The 23,559-nt window shown below is 69.4% G+C and carries 19 protein-coding genes; 13 read left to right on the top strand and 6 right to left on the bottom strand.

Annotated elements, in window-relative coordinates:
* Positions 1–116: 116 nt before the first annotated feature.
* The gene (locus tag NF616_RS08285) at positions 117–368 is read left to right on the top strand and encodes a DUF2934 domain-containing protein (RefSeq protein ID WP_252272757.1); all 252 of its coding nucleotides are present in this window, start codon (positions 117–119) and stop codon (positions 366–368) included.
* Here NF616_RS08285 and NF616_RS08280 read toward each other — a convergent pair.
* The 3 genes from NF616_RS08280 to NF616_RS08270 all read right to left on the bottom strand — a co-directional run bounded on the left by NF616_RS08280 (position 365) and on the right by NF616_RS08270 (position 3,989).
* Entirely contained in the window at positions 365–1,228 is an 864-nt protein-coding gene (locus NF616_RS08280; protein WP_252272756.1) for a phosphate/phosphite/phosphonate ABC transporter substrate-binding protein, read from the bottom strand. The two genes, NF616_RS08285 and NF616_RS08280, sit on opposite strands and share 4 nt — an antisense overlap.
* Entirely contained in the window at positions 1,216–3,537 is a 2,322-nt protein-coding gene (locus NF616_RS08275; protein ID WP_252272755.1) for a putative bifunctional diguanylate cyclase/phosphodiesterase, read from the bottom strand. Before NF616_RS08275 ends, NF616_RS08280 begins: the two co-directional genes overlap by 13 nt.
* 146 nt (positions 3,538–3,683) lie before the next feature.
* A complete protein-coding gene (locus NF616_RS08270) occupies positions 3,684–3,989 on the bottom strand; it encodes a DUF6021 family protein (RefSeq protein WP_252272754.1) in 306 nt (101 codons plus the stop codon).
* 149 nt (positions 3,990–4,138) lie between these two features.
* On the opposite strand from NF616_RS08270, the gene NF616_RS08265 reads away from it, so the two are divergent.
* The 3 genes from NF616_RS08265 to NF616_RS08255 all read left to right on the top strand — a co-directional run bounded on the left by NF616_RS08265 (position 4,139) and on the right by NF616_RS08255 (position 8,746).
* Entirely contained in the window at positions 4,139–5,095 is a 957-nt protein-coding gene (locus NF616_RS08265) for a ribokinase (protein ID WP_252272753.1), read from the top strand.
* Entirely contained in the window at positions 5,088–7,448 is a 2,361-nt protein-coding gene (locus NF616_RS08260) for a glycoside hydrolase family 65 protein (RefSeq protein ID WP_252272752.1), read from the top strand. The genes NF616_RS08265 and NF616_RS08260 overlap by 8 nt, the downstream gene beginning before the upstream one ends.
* Positions 7,449–7,789: 341 nt before the next feature.
* On the top strand, positions 7,790–8,746 hold the full coding sequence (locus NF616_RS08255; RefSeq protein WP_252272751.1) for an SdiA-regulated domain-containing protein: 957 nt from the start codon (positions 7,790–7,792) through the stop codon (positions 8,744–8,746).
* 35 nt (positions 8,747–8,781) lie between these two features.
* Here the strand turns inward: NF616_RS08255 and NF616_RS08250 are convergent, their stop codons facing one another.
* The gene (locus tag NF616_RS08250; protein WP_252272750.1) at positions 8,782–9,630 is read right to left on the bottom strand and encodes a universal stress protein; all 849 of its coding nucleotides are present in this window, start codon (positions 9,628–9,630) and stop codon (positions 8,782–8,784) included.
* A 13-nt stretch (positions 9,631–9,643) separates the two neighbouring features.
* On the bottom strand, positions 9,644–11,131 hold the full coding sequence (locus NF616_RS08245) for a SulP family inorganic anion transporter (RefSeq protein ID WP_252272749.1): 1,488 nt from the start codon (positions 11,129–11,131) through the stop codon (positions 9,644–9,646).
* Between the two features lie 413 nt (positions 11,132–11,544).
* On the opposite strand from NF616_RS08245, the gene NF616_RS08240 reads away from it, so the two are divergent.
* From NF616_RS08240 to NF616_RS08225, 4 genes are all read left to right on the top strand, one after another.
* Positions 11,545–12,519 (top strand): lipid A deacylase LpxR family protein, encoded by a 975-nt coding sequence (locus tag NF616_RS08240; protein ID WP_252272748.1) that lies wholly within the window; start codon positions 11,545–11,547, stop codon positions 12,517–12,519.
* 161 nt (positions 12,520–12,680) lie between these two features.
* Positions 12,681–14,228: an AMP-binding protein gene (locus tag NF616_RS08235; RefSeq protein ID WP_252272747.1), complete on the top strand. Its 1,548-nt coding sequence runs from the start codon at positions 12,681–12,683 to the stop codon at positions 14,226–14,228.
* 10 nt (positions 14,229–14,238) lie between these two features.
* Positions 14,239–15,402: an acyl-CoA dehydrogenase family protein gene (locus NF616_RS08230; RefSeq protein ID WP_252272746.1), complete on the top strand. Its 1,164-nt coding sequence runs from the start codon at positions 14,239–14,241 to the stop codon at positions 15,400–15,402.
* Between the two features lie 68 nt (positions 15,403–15,470).
* Complete coding sequence (locus NF616_RS08225; protein ID WP_252272745.1) at positions 15,471–16,769, top strand: MFS transporter; 1,299 nt, start codon at positions 15,471–15,473, stop codon at positions 16,767–16,769.
* Here the strand turns inward: NF616_RS08225 and NF616_RS08220 are convergent.
* Positions 16,733–17,701, bottom strand: coding sequence for a LysR family transcriptional regulator (locus NF616_RS08220; RefSeq protein ID WP_252272744.1), 969 nt, complete (start codon positions 17,699–17,701; stop codon positions 16,733–16,735). The two genes, NF616_RS08225 and NF616_RS08220, sit on opposite strands and share 37 nt — an antisense overlap.
* A gap of 366 nt (positions 17,702–18,067) precedes the next feature.
* Between NF616_RS08220 and NF616_RS08215 the strand changes: the two genes are divergently transcribed.
* The 5 genes from NF616_RS08215 (at position 18,068) to NF616_RS08195 (ending at position 23,391) form a co-directional block, all read left to right on the top strand.
* The gene (locus tag NF616_RS08215; RefSeq protein ID WP_252272924.1) at positions 18,068–19,789 is read left to right on the top strand and encodes a DUF1302 domain-containing protein; all 1,722 of its coding nucleotides are present in this window, start codon (positions 18,068–18,070) and stop codon (positions 19,787–19,789) included.
* A 12-nt stretch (positions 19,790–19,801) separates the two neighbouring features.
* Positions 19,802–21,169 carry a DUF1329 domain-containing protein gene (locus NF616_RS08210; protein ID WP_252272743.1) on the top strand — a complete coding sequence of 456 codons (1,368 nt, stop codon included), beginning with the start codon at positions 19,802–19,804 and terminating at the stop codon, positions 21,167–21,169.
* Between the two features lie 21 nt (positions 21,170–21,190).
* Positions 21,191–21,583, top strand: a complete 393-nt coding sequence (locus NF616_RS08205) for a YidH family protein (RefSeq protein WP_252272742.1) — start codon at positions 21,191–21,193, stop codon at positions 21,581–21,583.
* On the top strand, positions 21,576–21,887 hold the full coding sequence (locus tag NF616_RS08200; RefSeq protein WP_252272741.1) for a DUF202 domain-containing protein: 312 nt from the start codon (positions 21,576–21,578) through the stop codon (positions 21,885–21,887). Before NF616_RS08205 ends, NF616_RS08200 begins: the two co-directional genes overlap by 8 nt.
* Before the next feature lie 115 nt (positions 21,888–22,002).
* A complete protein-coding gene (locus NF616_RS08195; RefSeq protein ID WP_252272740.1) occupies positions 22,003–23,391 on the top strand; it encodes a DUF1254 domain-containing protein in 1,389 nt (462 codons plus the stop codon).
* Positions 23,392–23,559 lie beyond the last annotated feature (168 nt).

The raw sequence follows: 23,559 nt of genomic DNA, 5'->3' as shown, positions 1-23,559 counted from the left end.
CCTGTGCCTGACAGCGCAGGCTCCGCGGGTGTTCCCGCTGCCGCCGGCGCGCAGGCGGCGAATGGCGCCCAACTTTATGCCGGTCGGGGCGGTCAAGCCTTCATGGAGGGCGCGACATGCCGCTCCGATGGTCGGACGGTGGACCGCGCGAGGAGAACGAGATGATCGACGACGAGCAGATCCGCGCACGCGCCTACGCGCTGTGGGAACAGGCCGGACGCCCCGAGCGCCCGGCCGAGGACTTCTGGCACCAGGCCCGCGAGCAGCTGCGCGGCGAACGCGACACGGGCGACGACGATGCCGAGTCGTTCAGCGGCGGCATCGAGAGCAGCGTGGCGCCGCCCGGGCCGAACCGCGCCGCGGACTAGGGCGCCGGCATCATCCGTAGCAGCGGCGCGTACTCGGCATGGCTGACCGGCGCCAGGCCGGTGGCGCCCTGGGAGGCGAAGAAATCGGCGAGGCCTTCCTGGTTCTCGAGCATGGCGCGGCGAATGCGCGCCTTGTACTCGTCGCACAGGCCGCCGCTGAACACGTAGGGGTCGTAGTAGATGCGCTCGGAGCGCCACAGCACGTTGAAGGTGTCGCGGCTGATGCGGCCGCTGTCGAGGTAGGCGTCGGCGCGTACGCTGGCGACGAACGCGGCGTCCACCCGGCCCTCCAGCAATGCGTCCAGCGATTTGTCGTGGGAGCCGGAGTAGACCACCGAGCCGAAGAACTTCGACAGCGGCATGCCGACCTGCGCGGAGAACTCGGCGTTGGGCACCACGCTGCCGGAGGTGCTGGCCGGGTCGCTCAGCGCGCCGCGCTTGCCGCGCAGCGCCTGCAGGTCGGCGGCGACGGCGCGGGGCGCCAGCAGCAGCGCCTGGTAGTGGTGCCCGGCCGGGGTGAAGTGGCCCTGGCCGATGGACAGGCTGGCGAAGGGTTCGACGCGCGGGTCGCGCCGGTGGGCCAGCATGTAGGAGGCCGGGCCGAGCCAGGCGATGTCCACGCCGCCCGAGACGATGGCATCGATCACGCTCTCGTAGGACGACGCCGGCACGATGTGCGCCGGTATGTCCAGCGCCGTGCCCAGGCGCTGCAGCAGCGGCCGGTATTCGCGCATCAGCACGTCCATGCTCTTCTTCGGGATCACGGCGATGCGCAGGCTGCTCTGGGTGCATTGGGCCTGGGCCGCGCCGGTGATGCCGAGGGCCAGCAGCGCGCCGGCCAGTAGCTTCATTGCTCGCATGCGATGGTTACCGAATCGATGAAGGGAGGGTATTCGCGCAGCTGCGCCGCGGGCAGCGGGCGGCTGAAGTGGTAGCCCTGGGCGAAGTCGCAGCCGGCCAGGCGCAGGTAGACGACCTGCTCGCGGGTCTCCACGCCCTCGGCCACCACCTCCAGGCCCAGGCGCTTGGCCAGGATGATGGTGGACGAGACGATGGGGCTGTCGTCGTGGCTGTTGGACAGCTGGGCGATCAGCGAGCGGTCGATCTTCAGGCGGTTGAGCGGCAGCGACTGCAGGTGCGAGAAGCCGGCGTAGCCCTGGCCGAAGTCGTCGAGGCCGACGCCCAGGCCGGCCTCGCGCAGCCGGCGCAGGTGCTCGATGCCCTGCCCCTCGTGGTCCAGCACCGTGGTCTCGGTGATCTCCAGCTCCAGGCGCCGCGGCTCCACGCCATGGCGGCGCAGTTCGTCGAGCAGGCGCTCGCTGAAGTCGGCCTGGCGCAGCTGCAGTGGCGACACGTTCACCGCCAGGCAGGCCTGCACGCCCTGCACCTGCCAGCGCGCCAGTTCCTCGCAGGCCAGGCGCAGCACCTCCCAGCCGAGGGCGACGATGAAACCGCTGCGCTCGGCCAGGGAAATGAAGCGGTCCGGGTAGAGCAGGCCGAACTCCGGGTGGTGCCAGCGCACCAGCGCCTCGTAACCTTCCACACGCATCGAGTCGAGGCGGATCTGTGGCTGGTAGTGAAGGACGAACTGGCGCTCCTTGAGGGCCACGCCGAAGGCCTGCTCGAGGGCGAACTCGGCGATGTCCACGGTGTTCAGCGAGGGGTCGAAGAAGCGGTACTGGCCTCGCCCGGCCTGCTTGGCCGAGTACATGGCGGCGTCGGCGCAGCGGATCAGCTCGTCCACCGCCTGGCCGTCGCGCGGGCAGATGCTCACGCCCACGCTGGGGCTGGTGTTCAGCTCGTGCTCGTCGAGCGCGTAGGGCGCCGAGAGTTTCTTCACCAGCGCACGCACCCAGGCGTCGATCTGCTCCTCGCTGCGCTCGCCGGCCAGCAGCACGACGAACTCGTCGCCGCCGAAACGCGCCGCCTCGTCGCCCGGCTCCAGCGCGCGGCTGATGCGCCCGGCCACGGCCTGCAGGAGCAGGTCGCCGACCTTGTGGCCGAGGGAGTCGTTGATCGACTTGAAGCGGTCCATGTCGATGAACAGGATCGCCATCAGCCGACGCCGGCCACGCTGCTCCGCCAGCGCCCGCCCGGCCACTTCCATGAACTGGCGGCGGTTGTGCAGGCCGCTCAAATGGTCGGTGGCGGCCGCATGGCTGCTGCGCCGGTGCTCTTCCTCCAGGCGCTGGATCAGCTGCTGGTTGACCTGCTGCGCCTGCTCGAGGGCGCTGAAGGCCTCCTGGCGCTTGCCCAGCACGCGCCAGGTCCAGACCAGGCCGCAGAGGATCAGCAGGGTCATGCTCAGGTTCAGCCACAGCTGGCGGCCGTAGGTGAGCCGCGACGAGCTCAGGATCTCCTCCGCCCGCTGGCTCACGGTGACGCTGAAGCCGCGCGGCGCCACTCGGCGGAACAGGCTCTGGTATTCGCCGCCCTCGGCGCCGAACTGGCTGAGCCGGCCGGACACCTCGGCGTTGTCCGGCAGCGGCGGGTGCAGCTCCGCGCCGGCCACCACCACGCCGCTGCGGCTGATCCGCAGGCGCTCGTGACCGCCGCCGTCGAGCAGGCGCATCAGACCGCTGCCACCCAGGTCGATGTGCTGGAACAGCACCGCGAGATAACCGATGTCCAGCTGCACCAGCAGGATGCCCTCCAGCTCGCGCATCGCCGGGTCGCCCAGCGGCAGCAGGAACGGCAGGCGCCAGTCCGGCCGGCCCGGTTCCTGCGTGCCGGGCAGCACGCGCGGCAGGAAGGGTTTGAAGCCGTAGCGGTGGATGTGCTCGTCGAGCTGCGCCAGCCACGGCGCCGGCAGCCGCAGTGGCTCGTCGGGATGGCTGGCGGTGAGCACGCTGCCGTCGCGGTCGTACAGGCTCATGCGCTTGAGCACCGGGTCCTCGGCGAGCATGCGCACCAGGGTCCAGTTGCCCTCGTCCTGGTCGCGGCGGGCCACCCGGCCGATGGCCTGGGCACGATCCACCAGTTGGCTGAGGTTTTCCGCGGTGATGGTCGCCAGGTTGAGGTGCTCGGCGGCCTTGGCGGCGAGCGCTTCCTGGCGGGACACGGCCTTCTGCTGAAAGTACAGGCCCCACAGGAACATCAGGGTGACCGCGCTTAGCGAGAGGAGCAGGAACTGCAGAAAATTGAGAGAGGAGAAGAACCGGCGGATCACTGCTTTTTCATTCCAGCCGCGGAGTGATGGCAAATTACTACCACCAGATGACACTTATGTGACCGAAAAGACCGCCCGGTCCGCCTCCGCGCACTGTCCGACCGGCGGCTGGCCGGCGGCGCGCAAGGCGCAGCCGGCCGTCGCGTCTAGGGCTTGGAATACGGCGGGTACTGCTCGCCCGGCGCCCGGCGCTGGTCGTCGACTTCCGGGGCGTCGGGGACCCGCGGCGCGCCCGGCGGGTCGATCTGCGGGTCGGCGAGGTCCGGGGAGTCGGGGTCGAACCCCAGCTCCGGGTCCACCTTGCCCTGCTCCTTGGCGCCGTCGCGGTCGCGGTCGCCGTCGCCGTCGCGCGGATAACCCGGCAGCCCGCGGCTGTCGCCGGGGGTGTCGCGTTTCGGCCATTGCCTCTCGTCGCCGACGGGGTCGGTCGCGCTGCTGTGATGCGGCTTCATGAATCACCTCCGGTTCAGCGTGCGTTCACTGTTGTGGACGACCCGCCGGCCGCCAAGGTTCACCCACTCGGGCGTACGGCATGGCGGCGGCGCGAACCAAGCGGCGGCCGCGCCGGTCTGTACAACATACCCTCCAGGCAAGCGAATCCATGACCGGCACCCTGTTATCCCTGGGCAGCATCAACGCCGACTTCCAGGTACGCGTCGACGCCCCGCCCGGCGACGCGGAAACCCTCCAGGCCCACCAGTTCTCGCGACTGCCGGGCGGCAAGGCCGGCAACACCGCCTACCTGGGCGCGCTGTTCGGCATGAACAGCCACCTGCTCGGCCGGGTCGGCGACGACGAGCTGGCGCGCCAGGCCCTGGCGCCGCTGCGCGAGGCCGGCGTGATGCTGGACGGGGTGACTTGTTCGCGCAACGAGTCCACCGCCGTGTCGATGATCACCGTGCCGCCGGACGGCAAGAAGCAGATCGTGCTGGCCGGCAACGCCAACGAGGACTGGGACGAGGACGCCATCGCCCGCATGCTCTCGCGCATCGTCGAGGCACCGCGGCCCTGCTACCTGGTGGCGGACTACGAAATCCCCCGCGAGGTGGTCGACCGCGCGCTGGCCTGCGCCCTCGAGCACCAGGTGCCGGTGGTGCTCGATCCCTCGTTCGCCGCACGCATTGACCTGGCTCGCCTAGAAGGCATCGCCGCCATCACCCCGAATGTCGAGGAGGCCAGCACGCTGGTCGGCAGCAAGGTGGAGACCCCGGAGCAGGCGGCCGACGCCGCGCTGCGGCTGCGCCGCCACGGCGTGGGCCTGGCCTGCATCAAGCTGAGCGACGGAGGTGCGGTGGTGGCCGGCGCGGACGGCGTATTCCACGTACCGTCGGCGAAGATGGAGGTGGTCGACAGCACCGGCGCCGGCGATGCCTTCACCGGCGTGCTGGCTATCGCCCTGCTCAAGGGCCTGGCGCCGCTGGACGCGGTGGCCTGGGCGGTGGCGGCCTCGGACCTGGCCGTCACCGGCTACGGCTCGCAGCCGGCCTACGCGGCGCCGGAGCGCGTCGAGGAGCACGCCCGCCAGCGCCGCGCCCAGGCGAGACCGCTGCGTGACTGAGCTGGTCTTCGAGCACTTCGACCCGCGCGACGAGCGCCGCCGCGAGGCCCTGTTCGCGCTGGGCAACGGCGTGCTGTCGTGGCGCGCCAGTGCTCCCGAGGCCGCCTTCCGGCCGCGCGGCGGCCAGCATTACGCGGGGCTGTACCGGGCCGGCTGGTATGACGATGCGCTGCGTCTGGTCAACGGCGAGGCCGTGCGGCTCGAGGCGCTGGTCAACCTGCCCGACCCGTTCGGCCTGAGCGTTTCCATCGATGGCCGCCAGTGGTTCGAGGGCGCCTGCGACAGCTACCGGCAGGCCCTCGACCTGGACCACGCGGTGCTGCGCCGGGAGCTGCAAACGAGCCTCGGCGGACAGCGCCTGCGCCTGCGCGAGGAGCGCTTCCTCAGCCTCTGCGACCCAACCCTGGCGGTGCTGCGCTGGACCCTGGAGGTGCCTTCGTCGGTGTCCGGTCTGCACCTGCGCTCGCGGCTCGACGCCTCGGTGGGCAACGAGCTGGTCGAGCGCGACCGCCCCTACGAGGGACGCCGCCTGGAGGTGCAGGCCTTCGAGCACGACGCGAGCGGCCGGGCGGCGGTCCTCGCGCACCTGCCGGCCTGCGGCGCACGCGTCGGCGTGGCCTGCCGCCTGAGCGCATCGGCCGCGTTGCACTGGCAGACGTCGGTGGAAAGCGAACGGCTGCAGCAGGAGGCCTACTGGCAGGCCGACGGCGAGGTGCTGGTGCTGGAGAAGCGCGTGCGGGTGAAGGTCGACGACGAACTGCCGCCTTCGCTCGCAGAGCTGATGGACGACTTCGCGCAGGAGCCTTACGAGTCGTTGCTGGCGCAACACGCCCAAGCCTGGGAGGAACGCTGGGCCACGTCCGACACCGCCTTCGCCGACTCCTCGCTGGCCACGCCGTTGCGCCTGAACATCCTCCACGTGCTGCAGACCATGCCGCCGCTCGGGCGCGACTGCGACCAGGGCTTTCCGCCGCGCGGCTGGCACGAGGGCTACTTCGGCCAGATCTTCTGGGACGAGATGTTCGCCTTTCCCTTCCTTGCCAGCCGCTTCCCCGAGGCCAGCCGCCAGCTGCTGCACTACCGCCACCGGCGGCTCGGCGCCGCGCGCCAGGCGGCCCGCGAGGCGGGTCGGCGCGGCGCGATGTTCCCCTGGCGCAGCGCCCGCAGCGGCACCGAGCAGACGCCGCCGTACCGCAAGAACCCGCTCTCCGGCCGCTGGATGGCCGACCCCACCTGCCTGCAGCGGCACATCGGCGCGGCGGTGGTCTATGACGTCTGGCAGCACTACCAGATGACCGGAGAGTTGGCCGTGCTGGCCGGGGAAGGCGGCGAGCTGATGATCGAGATCGCGCGCTTCTGGGCCAGCGCCGCGACCTTCGACGACGCCCTCGGGCGCTACGCGATCCGCGGCGTCATCGGCCCGGACGAATACCACAACGCCTACCCCGGCAATCCGCGGCCCGGGCTGGACAACAACGCCTACACCAACCTGATGGCCGCCTGGGTGCTGTGCCGCGCCGTCGACCTGCTCGAGCGCCTGCCGGACGACCACGCCCAGGCGCTGCGCCGACGCCTGCAGCTGGACGCCGCCGAGCCCGGGCACTGGGACGAGATATCGCGGCGCCTATACCTGCCCTTTCTCGCCGACGGCGTGCTCAACCAGTTCGACGGCTACGAACGCCTGCTGCCCGCCCCCGACGACTGGCTGAACGGCGAGCACGAGCGCCTCGACTGGTGGCTGGAGGCCCGCGGCGACTGTTGCGACCGCTACCAGCCGACCAAGCAGGCCGACGTGCTGACGCTGCTGCACCTGTTCCCCCCGCACGAGTTGCGCGAGCTGTGCGCGCACCTGGGCTACCGCTTCGACGAGACGGCCATGCGGCGCACGGCGGATTACCACATGGCGCGCATCGCCCACGAGTCGAGCCTGTCGAAGATGGTCTGCGCCGGCGCCCTCGCCCACCTCGACCCCGAGGCCTCCTGGCAGCAGTACTGCGGCTGCCTGCGCACCGACCTGGAGTCGCCGCCGGACGGCGGCACCCAGGAAGGCGTGCACCTGGGCGCCATGGCCGGCGCGCTCGACGTGCTGCAGCGCCACTACCTGGGCATCTACCCGGGCCCCGACGCACTGCACCTGCGCCCCGCCGCTCCGCCCGCGCTGGACGACGTCACCCTCGGCTTCCTGTTCCACGGCCAGCGCATGCTCGTGCACCTGCGCGATCGCCGCCTGACCCTGGAGCTGGCTGCCGGCGCCGCGCCCGTCGAGGTGTGCCACGCCGGCGGGCGCGTGCGCCTCACCGCCGGCGAACGGCTGACGCTGGACTGCCCGGCGGTGAAACGCATCGATCCATAGCCGGGCCGCAACGGCTTTGGTTTTCCGGATGTTGCACGGCGGCAATCTCCGCTGGTCCTGACGGCCGCGCCGCGGCATCCTCCCGCTCGCCGATTCGCCTGGTCACGGCAGACCGAACACAGCAAGGATCCATCGCCCCGCAGCACCCCGGTGCCGTGCAGGGCGCGGCGGCCGCCCCCGCGCGCCGCTGGCGATTCTTTCCGTCATACAACTTTCGCGCCCGCCTGCTACAAGAGGCGCCGGTATCGACTCCGCCCATGGCGCGGGTCATTCACCCGGCCCCGCTTGTTGTCGCGAGCCGCCCCAGGCCTCCGCTGGAGGCCAGACCAGGAGAAGCACCCATGCTCGCATTGGCGAAGCACTTCATGATCCGAGGCATCCGCGTGCCCTACCAGGCGGCACTGCTGTGCGTCCTCGTCGTCTGGAGCCTGTATTTCATCCGGACGGAGCATCTGGACGACCGACTGTACTTCTGGATGAAGACCCACTGGAACAGTGCGCAGTGGCACGACAAGTCCGTGTGGCTGCCGGCCTATCGCGTCGAGGTGGACGCCAAGGTGGTGCCGGGCATCGCCAACAACCTCTCCGGGCTCAGCTTCGACCCGGACCGCGACCTGCTCTGGGCCGTGACCAACGGCCCCAACCTGCTGCTGGCCATGAGCCTGGATGGCGACGTGGTCGGGCGCTACCCGCTGGAAGGTTTCCACGATGTCGAGGCGGTGTCCTACCTGGGCGACGGCATGGTCGCGGTGGTCGAGGAGCGGCGCCAGAACATCGTGCCGATCCGTCTGCCGCTGACCGACGCCGGTCGCCTGGCCGGCGACCGCACGCTGCATCGCCATCACTACCAGGGTTTGCAGCTGGCGCTCGGCAAGGAGGACAACAAGGGCTTCGAGGGCCTGGCCTACGACCTCAAAGGCGATCGCCTCTACGTGGCCAAGGAACGCGACCCGCGCCAGCTGCTGGAGATCACCGGCATCCGCCAGAGCCTCGACAGCGCCTTCTCGCTGCAGGTGAAGGACCTCTCCGAGGCGGTGCGCGACAAGGTGTTCGCCACCGATCTGTCATCGGTGGTGTTCGATCAGCGCAGCGGCCACCTGGTGCTGCTCAGCGACGAGTCGAAGCTGCTGATCGAGATGACCGACCAGGGCCAGGTGGTCAGCTTCCGCTCGCTGCACGGCGGCTCCGCCGGCCTGCACGAGGGCATTCCCCAGGCCGAGGGCGTGACCCTGGACGACCAGGGCCGCCTGTACCTGATCAGCGAACCCAACCTGTTCTACCGCTTCGACCGTTCCTGACGGTCGAGCGCGACGGCGCCCTGCGCGCGTCGTGCTCAGCGCAGCAGCAGCAACGGTCCGGTCGAGGTGCGCAGCATGCTGGTGGTGGTGCTACCCACCAGGAACTGGCGAATGCGCGAGTGCCCGTAGGCCCCCATCACCAGCAGATCGATGCCGTGCTCGGCCTGGTAGGTGTGCAGCGCGGGTTCCACATCGCCGGCGCGGATGGCCGTGTGCACGCGGTGGCCGGCACTCGCCAGCACCGCGCAGGCGGCCTCCAGCTGCGCCCAGTGGTCGCCGGTGTCGGCACCGACCATGACCAGGTGGATCGGCAGGTCGCGGGTCAGCGGGCTCGCCGCCAGCATCTCTACGCCCTTGCGCGCCGTCGCGCTGCCGTCGAAGGCCAGCATGACGCTCTGCGGCGGGCGGAACGTGCCGCTGGTGACCAGCACCGGGCGGTGCATGATGCGGATCACGCTCTCCAGCTGGCTGCCCACGTGCTGGCCGAGGCCGCCGCTGGACTCGCCCTGGCGGCCGATCACCAGCAGGCGGGTTTCGCTTTCCAGGTCGCGCAGGTTGCCCAGCAAATCGCCATGGCGCTGCCGACAATCGGGCTGCGCCACACCGGCGGCCACGGCGCGCTCCCTGGCGGCCGCCAGCATGATCCGGCCCTGCTCCAGCAGCAGCTTGCTACGCCGCTCGTCGAGGCTGACCAGTTCTTCCAGCAGATGCTCGCGGCTGCCCAGGCCGATGCTGCCACTGAGGTCGGCCGCGGCCGGGTAGCGCTGTTCCAGGACATGCAGGAAAGCCAGCGGCGCCGCGAGGCGCAGGCTGGCCCAGGCGGCGTAGTCGCACACCGCCGGTGCGCAGGCGGAACCGTCGATGCAGGCGATGACGTGGGTCATGGCGTTCTCCTTGTCAGTGGTCCATGAGCCGGTCGATGGCGTCGGGTTTGTCGTGCACGCCGAAGCGGTCGACGAGGGTGGCGCTGGCCTCGTTGAGCCCCAGCACTTCCACCTCGGCGCCCTCGCGGCGCAGCTTGATCACCGCCTTATCCAGCGCGGCGACGGCGGTGATGTCCCAGAAATGCGCGCGGCTCAGGTCGATGGTGACCTTGCGCACCGCCTCGCGGAAGTCGAAGGCGGCGACGAACTTCTCGGCGGAGCTGAAGAACACCTGGCCGGTCACCCGGTAGGTGCGGTGCTCGCCGGAGGCGTCGAGCTCGGAGCCGACGTGAAGGTAGTGACCGATCTTGTTGGCGAAGAACAGCGCCGCCAGCAGCACGCCGACCAGCACACCGTAGGCCAGGTTATGGGTGAAGACCACCACCACCACGGTGGCGATCATCACGATGTTGGTGGACAGGGGATAGCTGCGCAGGTTGCGCAGCGAGTCCCAGCTGAAGGTGCCGATGGACACCATGATCATCACCGCCACCAGCGCGGCCATGGGGATCTGCCCGACCCAGTCGCTGAGGAACACCACCATCAGCAGCAGCACGGCGCCGGCGATGAAGGTGGACAGGCGGGTGCGACCGCCGGATTTCACGTTGATGATCGACTGGCCGATCATCGCGCAGCCGGCCATGCCGCCCATCAGGCCGGCGGCGATGTTCGCCACGCCCTGGCCCTTGCACTCGCGGTTCTTGTCGCTGGGGGTGTCGGTGAGGTCGTCGACGATGGTCGCGGTCATCATCGACTCGAGCAGGCCGACCACGGCCAGCGCGGCCGAATACGGGAAGATGATCGCCAGCGTCTCGAAGGTCAGCGGCACCTCGGGCCACAGGAACACCGGCAGGGTGTCCGGCAGCTGGCCCATGTCGCCGACGGTGCGGATGTCCAGGCCTAGCACCATGGCCACGGCGGTCAGTGTGAGGATGCACACCAACGGCGAGGGGATCACCTTGCCCAGCTTGGGCACGTAGGGGAACAGGTAGATGATGCCGAGGCCCGCCGCCGTCATGGCGTAGACGTGCCAGGTGACGTTGGTCAGTTCGGGCAGCTGGGCCATGAAGATCAGGATCGCCAGGGCGTTGACGAAGCCGGTGACCACCGAGCGCGAGACGAAGCGCATCAGCTCGCCCAGCCTGAGGAAGCCGGCGAGGATCTGCAGCACGCCGCACAGCAGGGTCGCCGCCAGCAGGTATTCCAGGCCGTGGTTCTTCACCAGCGTGATCATCAGCAGGGCCATGGCGCCGGTGGCGGCGGAGATCATCCCCGGCCGGCCGCCGACGAAGGCGATGACCACGGCGATGCAGAAGGAGGCGTAGAGGCCGACCTTCGGATCGACCCCGGCGATGATGGAGAAGGCGATGGCCTCCGGGATCAGCGCGAGGGCCACCACGAGCCCCGCCAGCACATCGCCGCGCAGGTTCGAGAACCAGTTCTGTTTGATTGTCTGCAACATCGGACTATCCAAGGCAAAGGACGCGCCGGCACCAGGCCTCAGCGGAGGCGTGCCGGGATACGTCGGTTCGAGTTGTGGGTATTACGGATCAGGTGTGGTGACGGCAGCCGGGCTGCGGACACGCAGGCGCGAGTCCGCAGGCAGGAGCGCGGGCTCGGCAGGAGGGGGGCGGTGCGCTATGGCGGCGTGGGCAGCCAGGCGGAGTGCTGAAGGATCATGCTGTCGACGGGGTCGGTAAGCGGAAGTCGGCGGGCAAGGTACCACAGCGCTCCGCCGCGTGCGACCGCGAATTGCCCGACGTTCGGTGCACAGTTGTAAATTTTCCCTGAACGCTTCGCTTGTAAGGCTATCTGACACCGCGTGTCGCCCTGCGACGCACAGGAAGCCACTACTCATACGTTCGGGAGCCTCGCATGAAAGCCGCAGCCTTCGCTTCGCTCGTCCCCGCTCTGCTGTTGACCGGCGTCTGCCACGCCGATGTGTTGTCGTTCAAGGTGGAGAACGATGTCTTCTCCGGCGGCCGGGATGGCCACTACACCAACGGCATCGAGGGCTTCCGCGCCTTCGAGCCGGAGGCCGGGCACTGGACCCGCAACCTGGCCGGCGTGGTACCCGGCTGGACGGCCGAGGACCTGACCTTCTCGGCCTACCGCTTCGGCCACCAGATGTACACGCCCGAGGAAATCGAGCGCGAAGAACTGCAGGAAGACGACCGCCCCTACGCCGGCCTGCTGTTCGGCGGCGTCACCCTGTTCGCCGCCCGGCAGCTGGACGGCCACCGGGAGACCGACACCCTCACCGTCGACGTCGGCCTGGTGGGCCAGGGCGCCGGCGGCAAGCGCCTGCAGCGCGCCGTGCACGACGTGACCGGCAGCGACGCCCCGGAAGGCTGGGACCACCAGCTGGAGAACGAGCTGTTCCTCAACGTCGGCTACGAGAAGCGCTGGTGGCAGCAGCACCGCCTCGGCGGCCTGGAGCTGGAATACGGCCCCAGCGTCGGCGGCGCCCTCGGCAATCTCTACAGCTACCTGTCGACCGGCGCCGGCGTGCGCCTGGGTCACGGTCTGTCGCGCAGCCTCAGCCAGCCGCTGGTCACGCCCTCGCCCACCGGCGTGCCCTACTTCAAGCCCGATGCCGGCTTCGGCTGGTTCGTCTTCGCCAACCTCGAGGGCCGCTACATGGCCCACAACATGCTGCTGGACGGCAACACCTTCCGCGACAGCCACTCGGTCGACCGCGAGCCCCTGGTCGGCGACGCCCAGCTGGGCCTGGCACTGACCTGGGACCGCTGGCAGCTGTCGTTCGCCAACGTCTGGCGCAGCAAGGAGTTCGAGGGCCAGAACGAGCACGACCAGTTCGGTTCGCTGAGCCTTTCCACCTGGCTGTGACCCTCACGCCCGGTCGATCCAGAGTGCGCCTGCGGGCGCACTCTTCGTTTCGGCGCCAGCCATTCCATAACGGCATGGCCCGCATCGTACTGTTGTATTACTTGCGTCCGGAGGGCCGCGGATAGCATCGGCGCACTTGTCCTGCCGATGAGAACAATAAAGTGAACCTAGGAAAGATCATCAGCCGCAGCGCGCTGTACTGGCCCGAGCACGAAGCTCTGGTCGACGCCCGCCAGCGCATCACCTTCGCTCAGCTCGAGCGCCGCACCAACCGCCTGGCCTCCGGCCTGCAGGCCCTCGGCCTGGCGGAGGGGTCCCACGTGGCGATCCTCGCCCTCAACCGCGTGGAACTGGCCGAGGCGGAAATCGCCTTCTACAAGTCGGCCATGGTCAAGGTGCCGATCAACGCGCGCCTGTCCCTGGACGAGATCATCCAGGTGCTCAACGACTCCCACAGCCAGGCGGTGATCGCCGACGGCCGCTTCGCCGCCGCCCTGCATGCGCGCCGCGGCGAGACTCCGCGCCTGCGCTGGATCGTCTCCCTCGACGACGATGCCGGCGACGCCAGCTACGCCGCCGTGCTGGAACGCGGCAGCGAGGCGCCGGTACAGGCCGACCCGGCCGACGACGCCCTCGCGGTGCTGCACTACACCTCCGGCAGCTCCGGCGTGCTCAAGGCCGCCATGCTCAGCTTCGGCAACCGCAAGGCGCTGATCCGCAAGAGCATCGCCAGCCCGACCCGCCGCGCCGCCCCCTGCGACGTGATGGCCCACGTCGGCCCGATCACCCACGCCAGCGGCATGCAGATCATGCCGCTGCTGGCCGTCGGCGCCTGCAACCTGCTGCTGGAGCGCTACGACGACCAGTTGCTGCTGGAGACCATCGAGCGCGAGCGCGTCACCCGCCTGTTCCTGGTGCCGGCGATGATCAACCGCCTGGTGAACGTGGCCGACGTGGAGCGCTTCGACCTCTCCAGCCTGCGCCTGGTGATGTACGGCGCCGCGCCCATGGCGCCGGCCCTGGTCAAGCGCGCCATCGCCGTGTTCGGCCCGATCCTGGCCCAGGGCTACGGCGCCGGCGAGACCTGCTCGCTGGTCACCGTGCTCACCGAGCAGGACCACCTGATCGAGGGCGAGGACCAGGGCCGCCTGGCCTCCTGCGGCCGCTGCTATTTCGAGACCGACCTGCGCGTGGTCAACGACGCCTTCGAGGACGTGAAGCCCGGCGAGATCGGCGAGATCGTGGTCAAGGGCCCGGACATCATGCAGGGCTACTGGCAGGCGCCGGAGCTGACCGCCGAGGTGATGCGCGACGGCTACTACCTCACCGGTGACCTGGCCACGGTGGACGAGCGCGGCTACGTGTTCATCGTCGACCGCAAGAAGGAGATGATCATTTCCGGCGGCTTCAACGTGTACCCCACCGAGGTGGAGCAGGTGCTCTACACCCTGCCGCAGGTCTTCGAGGCGGCGGTGGTCGGGGTGCCCGACGAGCAGTGGGGCGAGGCGATCCGCGCGGTGGTGGTGCTCAAGCCGGGCGAGACGCTCAGCGCCGAGGACATCATCGAGCATTGCGGGCGCTCCCTGGCCGGCTTCAAGAAGCCGCGCGCGGTGGACTTCGTCCAGGAGCTGCCGAAGAACCCCAATGGCAAGGTCGTGCGTCGCCTGATCCGCGAAGCGTACTGGCAGAACAGCGAACGCCGCATCTGAGGAGACGGACATGATCCAGCCAAGTGAAAAAGCCGCCCGCCTGATCGAGGGCATCAACGCCTTCGCCCGCGACGAACTGGCCCCGCTGGCCGAACGCGAGGGCATCACCTGGGGCGAGCCGGTGGCCAAGCCGCTGCTGCGCGACATCTGGCGCCGCTCCTGCGAGCTCGGCTTCTACAACGCCATGCTGCCGGAGGCCCTCGGCGGCGCCGGCCTGGGCGTGGCCGACCTGTGCGCGCTGAAGGAGGCGGCGGTGCTCACCGGCTCGCCGCTGGCGCCGCACATCCTCGGCGAGCTGTCCGGCCCTCCGCGGGTCGGCCACCTGTTCAAGGTCGCCAACGACTACCAGGTGGAGAACTTCCTGAAGCCGATCTGCCGCGCCGAGAAGGCCGTGTGCTTCGCCCTCACCGAGGCCGAGGCCGGCTCCGACGCCGCCGCCCTCGGCACCGAGGCGCGCCTGGACGGCGACCACTACGTGCTCAACGGCGCCAAGCGCTACATCTCCGGCGCGCCCTATGCCGACCTCGCCGTGCTGCTCGCGGTCACCACCCCCGGCCGCGGCCCGCAGGGCATCTCGGCGTTCTTCGTCGACCTGCACGCCGAGGGCGTCAGCGTCGACAGCGACTACTCGGTGATGTCCGGCGGCGGCGCCCACGGCAATATCCTGCTCAAGGACGTGCGCGTACCGGTACAGAGCCGTATCGGCGACGAGGGCCAGGGCTTCAAGCTGGCCATGGGGCGCATCACCCTCAACCGCCTGCTGCATTGCCCGACCATGCTCGGCATGGCCGGCCTGGCGCTGAACCTGTCGCTGGATTACGCCCGCACGCGCAAGCAGTTCGGCCAGCCGATCGCCATGTTCCAGTCGATCAACCACATGCTCGCCGACATGGCCACCGAGCTGTACGCGGCGCGCAGCATGATGTACGCCACCGCGGCCAACAACGACGCCGGCGGCGACATCAAGGTGCAGGCGCCGATGTGCAAGCTGTACGCCTCGGAGACCGCCTTCCGCATCATCGACCGCGCCGTGCAGATCCACGGCGGCGCCGGTCTGATCAAGGGTCATCCGGTCGAATGGCTGTTCCGCGCCAGCCGCATGATGCGCATCCTGACCGGCACCAGCGAGATCCAGCGCAACACCATCGCCAAGGGCATCCTGATGCCCGCCTGAGGCATTGCCGTACCCCGTCCGCCAGGGAAGCCGGACGGGGCGTTCACAACAACAAGAGAGCATTCCCCATGACCCGAGAAGAAACGGGCTTCCGTCCGCGCAGCGCCTGGACCATCGCCTTCCTGCTGGCCTTCATGATGCTGGTCAACTTCCTCGACAAGGTGGTGATCGGCCTGGTCGGCGTGCCCATGACCCAGGAACTGGGCCTGACCCCGACCGAGTTCGGCCTGATCGGCGGCGCCCTGCACTGGCTGTTCGCCGTGTCCGCGGTGGTCGGCGGTTTCCTCGCCAACCGCCGCCCGACCCGCACGCTGTTGCTGGGCATGGGCCTGTTCTGGGCGCTGATCCAGCTGCCCATGCTGTTCGCCAGCTCGCTGTGGATGATCGTCGCATGCCGCGTGCTGCTCGGCATCGGCGAAGGTCCGGCCTCGCCGGTAGCCGCCCACGCCCTGTACAAGTGGTTCCCCGATGACCGCCGCAGCCTGCCGGTGGCCCTGCTGCACTCCGGCAGCGCCATGGGCCTGCTGGTGGCCGGCGCGATGATCCCGTGGATCAGCCTGAACTACGGCTGGCGCACCAACTTCGCCGTGCTCGCCGTGATCGGCCTGATCTGGTGCGCGCTGTGGCTGCTGCTGGGCCGCGAAGGCACGCTGGACAACCTGCGCGCCGGCCAGGTGGCGACCGACACCCGCCGCGTGCCCTACCGCCGCCTGCTCGGCGACGGCAGCGTGCTCGGCAACTACGCCTGCCACTTCGCCGCCAACTGGTCGCTGGCGCTGACCCTGACCTGGGTGCCGAGCTACCTGGAGATCGGCCTGGGCATCGACCCGCTGGAGACCGGCCACATGTTCGTCATGTTCGTGCTGGTGACCACGCCGCTGAGCCTGTTCATGGCCTGGCTGTCGCAGCGCCTGATGCGCCGCGGCGTGCCCTCGCGCCTGGCGCGCGGCGCGTTCGTCTCGGCCTGCCTGATCGCCGGCGGGCTGTTCTCCGCCTCGCTGATGCTCACCGAGCTGTCGGTGACCACGCGCATCATCGCCCTCACCCTGAGCGGCGGCCTGGCCCTGGTGATGTATTCGGTGGGGCCGGCGATGCTCGCCGAGTTCACCCCCAGCAGCCAGCGCGGCGGCATCCTCGCCATCGGCAACGCCGTGGCCTCGCTGGCCGGCCTGTCGGCGCCGGTGATCACCGGCCTGCTGGTGCACGGCGCCGGCGCCACTCACCCGGACGGCTACGCCCAGGGCTTCATGGTCTGCGGCATCGTGATGATCGTGGCCGGGCTGATCGGCCTGGTGGCGATGAACCCGCAGCGCTCCCTCGAGCGCCTGGCTCAGGACGACGCGCCGGCACTCGCCTCGCGCGCCTGATCCTCGTCGGCGCCACGCTCGATCAGGCTGCCGCGCCAGCGCCCGGTGCGCACCGCATCCAGCAGGATGCCGCGCACCAGGTCGCGCATGCACGACGCGGCGAACGACAGCGGCTTGTGCACCGAATGGGCGATGGACACGGTGCGAGTGATGCGCGGCTCGACGATCAGCCGCGCCGCCGTGGGCTGGAACAGCTCCTCCAGCGGCGGCCAGTTGCTGATGGTCGCCGCCAGGCCGCTGCGCACCAGGCTGGCGATACCCGGCGCCGACTGCTGCTCGTAGGCCACGTTGAGCACCACTCCCGTCTCCATCGCCGCCTGTTCGATACGCCGGCGCAGGTGCAGCGCCCGCGGCGCCATCACCAGCCGCGTGGCCGCGGCCTCCGCCAGGCTGATCGGCGCATCGTCGCTCAGGGCATCGCCCTGCCCCACCCAGTACAGGTCCTCGGTGAAGATCGGCTCCGCGGCCACGTGCTCCAGCTCCTCGGCATTGGGCACCACGCCGAAGTCCACCTTGCCCAATTCGATGGCCTGGCCGCCTTCGCGGGTCAGGCCGTCGCACACGGTCAGCGCCACGCTGGGGAACTTCTCCGCGGCCCGCGCGATGATCTCCGGCAGCAGCAGCGCCGAGGCGGTGGCCGGAATCGAGATGGCCACGTGGCCCTTGGGGTCGCCGCGGGTCGAGGCCAGTTCGTCCTTCACCGAATCGAGCTTCTGCACCACCGAGCGCGCCACCTCGTAGAGGCGCCGGCCGGCGTCGGTCAACGCCACACCGTCGTGCTGGCGCTCCAGCAGCTGCATCTGCAGCTCGCTCTCCAGCAGGCCGATCTGCCGGCTCAGCGCCGGCTGGGCGATGAACGCCCGGCGGGCGGCCGCGGAGAAGCTGCCGGCCTCGGCAATGGCGATCAGATAACGGAGCTGCTTGAGGGTCATGCGGTTCTCTCTGGGCCATGCCGAAGCGTTATGGCTTCCATCCGAAGACACTATTTGTGGGGCTTTTCGAGGGTCCCTAGTATCCCTGAAACACTAGGACGAAGGGAGTATCCGCAACTCGACGTAACAGTGCAGAACAATAAGTAATGCCGTAGCAAACCCCTTTCGAGCGAATCATCCATTCTGCCGAATGCCAGCGTTCCACTCCCGGTGGAGCGGGGTCTGCTTCGCCCGCGAACTTCGCGGCTTGTTGTCCTCTGCGCGTGAAATCCGATTCTCACTCGACAACAAAGAGGACAATGAGTGATGAGATTCAGACTGCACGGTTTGCTCAAACCGCCTTATCTCCTGCTGCCCCTCAGCTGCATGATCGGCAGTGCCATGGCGGTGGATTTCCAGCTCGGTGAAATCGACGGACAGCTGGATTCCTCGCTGTCCATCGGCACCAGCATCTCCACCGCCAACCCCGATCCGGACCAGCTGAACAGCGCCACCGGCGACGACGGCCGGCGCAACTTCCGCTCCGGCGACGCCTTCTCCGGCATCTTCAAGGGCACCCACGACCTGCAGCTCAGCCACGGCGACTTCGGCGTGTTCCTGCGCGGCAACTACTGGTACGACTACGTCCTGCGCGACCGCGACCAGCGTTTCAAGGACGTCGAGGACAACAACCGCAAGCTGTCGGCGAAGTCCGCCGGCGCGGAGCTGCTCGACGCCTTCGTCTACTACAACTACGACCTCGCCGATCAGCCGGGCTCGGTGCGCCTCGGCCAGCAGGTGGTGAACTGGGGCGAGAGCACCTTCATCCAGGGCGGCCTCAACGTGGTCAACCCGTTCAACCTGTCGGCGCTGCGCCGGCCGGGCTCGGAGGTGAAGGAAGGCCTGGTGCCGGTGAACATGTTCTACGTCTCGCAGAACCTCACCGACGCCCTGTCCACCGACTTCTTCTACCAGCTCGACTGGGAACAGACCCAGCTCGACAACTGCGGCACCTTCTTCTCCAGCAACGACTTCCTCGCCGATGGCTGCGACGGCCTCGACGTGGGCAGCGTGCTGAACGGCGTGCCGCTGGCGGTGGCGGCGCTGACGCCCTATGGCGTCAATCTCACCGACGAGGGCATCCGCATTCCGCGGGCCAAGGACCAGGACGCCCGCGACGGCGGCCAGTGGGGCGTCTCGCTGCGCTGGTTCGCCGCCGAGCTGGACACCGAGTTCGGCGCCTACGTGGCCAACTACCACAGCCGCCTGCCGTACATGGGCACCATCAGCAGCCCGTTCTACAACAGCGCCGTGTTCGGCAACGCGCTGGACAACGCCCTGCGCCTCGGCACCTCGCACTACCTGGCGCAGTACCCCGAGGACATTCGCCTGTACGGCCTGTCGTTCTCCACCAACCTGGACACCGGCACCGCGCTGCAGGGCGAGCTGAGCTACCGGCCGAACATGCCGATCCAGCTCAACGGCACCGACGTGATCCAGTCGCTGCTCAACGATCCGGCGCGCTCGCCGCTGGTGGCCGAGGGCATCCGCTCGCCGGAGGCCAACACCCTGTTCAACGGCTACCGGCGCAAGGAAGTCACCCAGGCCCAGGTCACCGCCACCCATTCCTTCCCCCAGGTGCTGGGGGCGGACCAGCTGGTGCTGGTGGGCGAGGCCGCGGCCACCTGGGTCGGCGGCCTGGAAGGCACCTACGGCCCGCGCTACGGGCGCAACGGCACCTACGGCAACGGCGTGCTGGTCGGCGGCAACTGCGAGTCCGTCTCGCGTACCCCCGAGCACTGCAACGACGACGGTTTCCTCACCCGTTTTTCCTGGGGCTACCGGATGCGCGCCAGCCTGAGCTACCCCAACGCGGTGGCGGGCATCGACCTGCGCCCCAACCTGTCGTGGCAGCACGACGTGGACGGCAACGGTCCGGGCGAGGGATCGGCCTTCAGCGAGGGTTCCAAGGCCATCAGCGTCGGCCTGGATGCCTCGCTGAACAACACCTACAACGCCAGCCTGGCGTTCACCGACTTCATCGACGGCGACTACGGCACCCGCGGCGACCGCGACTACGTGTCGATCAGCCTCGGCGTCAACTTCTAAGCGGAGTACCTCATGAAACAGACCCACAGCCTGCTGCGTGGCGGCGCACTGTTCTGCTCCCTGCTGCTGACCGGCAGCGCCCTGGCGGCCGTGTCCGCCGACGAAGCGGCCAAGCTGCAAGGCAGCCTGACCCCGATCGGCGCCGAGCGCGGCGCCAGCAGCGACGGCAAGATCCCGGCCTGGAACGGCGGCCTGAAGACCCCGCTGCAGTTCGCCGCCAACGGCACGCCGCTCGACCCGTTCAAGGACGAGCAGCCGCTGTTCAGCATCGACGCGAGCAACTACGAGCAGTACCGCGAGCAGCTCAGTCCGGGGCAGATCGCCCTGCTGCAGCGCTTCCCGAACAGCTTCCGCCTGCCGGTGTACCCGACCCACCGCTCGGTCGCCGTGGAGCACAGCACCGCGCAGGCGGCGGCGCGCAACGCCATCACCACCCGCCTGGTCAACGACGGCAACGGCCTGGAAGGCTTCGCCGGCGTGGTCGCCTTCCCGCTTCCGCAGAACGGCCTGGAAGTGCTGTGGAACCACCTCACGCGCAGCCGCAACGCCAGCTCCAGCCTGACCAACGACAGCGCCGCGCCGCAGAAGGACGGCAGCTACACCATCATGACCACCCAGCAGTACTTCACCCGTCGCGACGCGGTGCAGGGGCTGGAGCCGGACGAGGCGCGCAACATCCTCTACTACTACAGCCACAAGATCACCGCGCCGTCGCGCATGGTCGGCGAGGTGGTGCTGGTACACGAGACCCTCGACCAGATCGCCGAGCCGCGCCTGTCCTGGCTCTACAGCGCCGGCCAGCGCCGCGTGCGACGTGCCCCGAGCATCGCCTACGACACCGCCGGCCCGACCACCGCCGGCCTGCGCACCGCGGACAGCCGCGACATGTTCAACGGCGCGCCGGATCGCTACGACTGGAAGCTGGTCGGCAAGAAGACCCTCTACGTGCCCTACAACAGCTATCGCCTGGCCTCGCCGGAGCTGAGCTACGAGGAGCTGATCCAGCCCGGCCACGTCAGCCCGGAGGCCACCCGCTACGAGCTGCACCGCGTCTGGGAAGTGGTCGCCACCCTCAAGCCCGGCATGCGCCACATCTACAGCAAGCGCCATTACTTCATCGACGAGGACACCTGGGCTATCCTCGAGGCCGATCACTACGACAGCCGCGGCGAACTCTGGCGGGTGGGCGAGGCTCACAGCTTCTACCACCCCACCGGCAAGGCCGCCGTGAATGCCATGGAAGTGACCTACGACCTCAATAACGGCCGCTACATCGCCTCGGGGCTGACCAACGAACAGCGCCAGCCGTTCGACTTCGGCTACCAGGCCAGCGCCTCCGACTACTCGCCGGGTGCCCTGCGCAGCAAGGGCCTGCGCTGATCCCCGCCATCACGGTACGCCATGAGCACTCCCGAGACCCCCGCGCCACGCAAGCCGCTCTCCCAGTCCCTGCTGGGAGGCGAGGAGCCGGACCCACGCTTCACCCTGGCCAACGAACGCACCTTCCTGGCCTGGATCCGCACCTCGCTGGCCCTGCTCGGCGGCGGCATCGCCGTCGAGACCTTCGCCGGCGAGGCCTTCGGGCCCCAGCTGCGGCTAATCATCACCCTCAGCCTGCTAGCGCTGAGCATCCTGGTCAGCGCCGGCGCCTGCCTGCGCTGGCTCTCGGTGGAGCGCGCGCTGCGTCATCGCCGCGCCCTGCCGTTGCCGGTGCTGGTGCCGCTGCTGGCGCTCGGCTGCTGCCTGGCGGCGCTGGTGCTGGCCGGGCTGTTCTGGCCGCGCTGGCATGGCTGACGGGCCGGTCGACGCCGGCCTGCAGGCCGAGCGTACCGAGCTGGCCTGGCGGCGCACGCAGATCTCGCTGCTGGTGATCGCCTGCCTGGCCCTGCGCGACCAGGACCCGCCGCTGGTGCTGATCGCCGTGGGCACCGCCGGCATTCTCTGGCTGCGCCAGGGCCGGCGCTACCAGCGCAGCCTGGCGATGCTGCGCGACGAGCGCGGCCGTGCCCGCCTGCGCACCGTGCTCGGCACCAGCCTGGCGCTGCTGGCGATGGCCCTGCTGGCGATGTTCAAGGCCGTGACCACGGCACCCTTCTGACGCATTCCCACCGGGCTCGACGGCCCGGACACACGGAGACCACGACCATGATCACTCCTGCGGAGCGGCACGCCCGTGCCCGGCATTTCTCTCAACCCACGGGGAGCGCACGCCCATGAGACTCGGCAAGAAGACCCGCTGGAGCCTCGGCCTCGTTGCCATCGTCCTGCTGTTGGGCGGCCTGGCGACCCACCGGGTGCTGCAGCAGGCGCGGGAAACCGCTCAGGCCTACCTGTTCGCCTATCCGCTGGTGCTGATGGAGCTGACCAAGCAGCACCAGAAGCTGCTCGGCACCACCGCCATCAACGGCTTCCGTCATAGCCGGCGCTTCCCCGACGCGCGCTTCAACAGCGTGGTGTCGCCCAACGTCGACACCCTCTACAGCATCGTCCACTTCGACCTGCGCCGGGAGCCGGTGGTGATGAACATCCCCGACACCGCCGGGCACTACTACATGATGCCGATCATGGATGCCTGGACCAACGTGGTGGCCAGCCCCGGCACACGCACCATCGGCAGCGGCGCGAAGACCTTCCTGGTGGTGGGGCCGACCTGGCGCGGCGAGGTGCCGGCCGGCATGGAGCCGATCCGCATCCCCACGCAGATGGCCTGGATGATCGGCCGCATCAAGAGCCGCGGCCCCGCGGACTATGCCGAGGTGCACGCCCTGCAGGACCGCTTCCGCCTGATGCCGCTCAGCGCCTGGCAGGGTCGGCCTCAGACGCCGGTGCCCGTGGCCATGGCCGAGCTGCCGCCGCTGGACCGCGCCAGGGGGCCTGACCGGCAGCTGGCCGGCTGGAGCCGCGCGGCCTTCTTCGGCGCCTTCTGCCACCTGCTGGGCGACAACCCGGCCCGCGCCGAGGATGCGCCGATGCTCGCACGCATCCGCGCCGCCGGCCTGCTCGACGAGGGTTGCGCGTTGCAGCAATCGCCGCTGCAACGCCTCGGCAGCGCGCTCGGCTATCGCAAGGCCGTGGCCCTGCTGGAGGACAGCAAGCGCCTGATGGGCGAAGGCAAGACCCATCACGGCTGGCGCATCGGCTACGAACTGGGCGAGTACGGCACGCGCTACCCGCAACGCGCGCTGGTGGCGAAGATCGGGCTGGGCGCCAACGCCCCGGAAGACGCCATCTACCCCAGCCTGCACACCGATGCCGAAGGCCGCCCGCTGTCCGGCGAGAGGCGCTATGTGCTTCACTTCGCCGCCGGACAGCTGCCCCCGGCGCGGGCATTCTGGTCGCTGACCCTGTACGACGAGCGCCAGCTGCTCTCGGCCAACCCGCTCGACCGCTACGCCCTCGGCGACCGCAACGACCTGCACTACAACCCGGACGGCTCGCTGGACATCCTCGTGCAGCACGAGGCACCGACCGACGAGGCGCAACGCCGCAACTGGCTGCCGGCGCCGGAGGGCCGCTTCAACCTGTTCCTGCGCCTGTACTGGCCCGAACCCGAAGTGCTGGAACGCCGCTGGCTGCCGCCGGCGATCCGTACCCTGCCCTGATCGACGCCCGTGGGCTGCGCCATGCTTGGCCTGACGTACGCGATCAACCCAAGCATGTCGGATGCAGCCCGCCACGGTGCGCACGGCGCACCCAACCTGCGCCTTTCGCTCTCGAGACAATCTTTAGCAAGGCGCACGACCGTAGGGTGCGCCGCGCGCACCAGTCGT

It is taken from the genome of Pseudomonas subflava (genome assembly GCF_023823685.1).
In the GTDB taxonomy this organism is placed as follows: Bacteria; Pseudomonadota; Gammaproteobacteria; order Pseudomonadales; family Pseudomonadaceae; genus Aquipseudomonas; species Aquipseudomonas subflava.
Note: the sequence above shows the minus strand (reverse complement) of the source record. Positions and strands in the feature narration are given on the sequence as shown.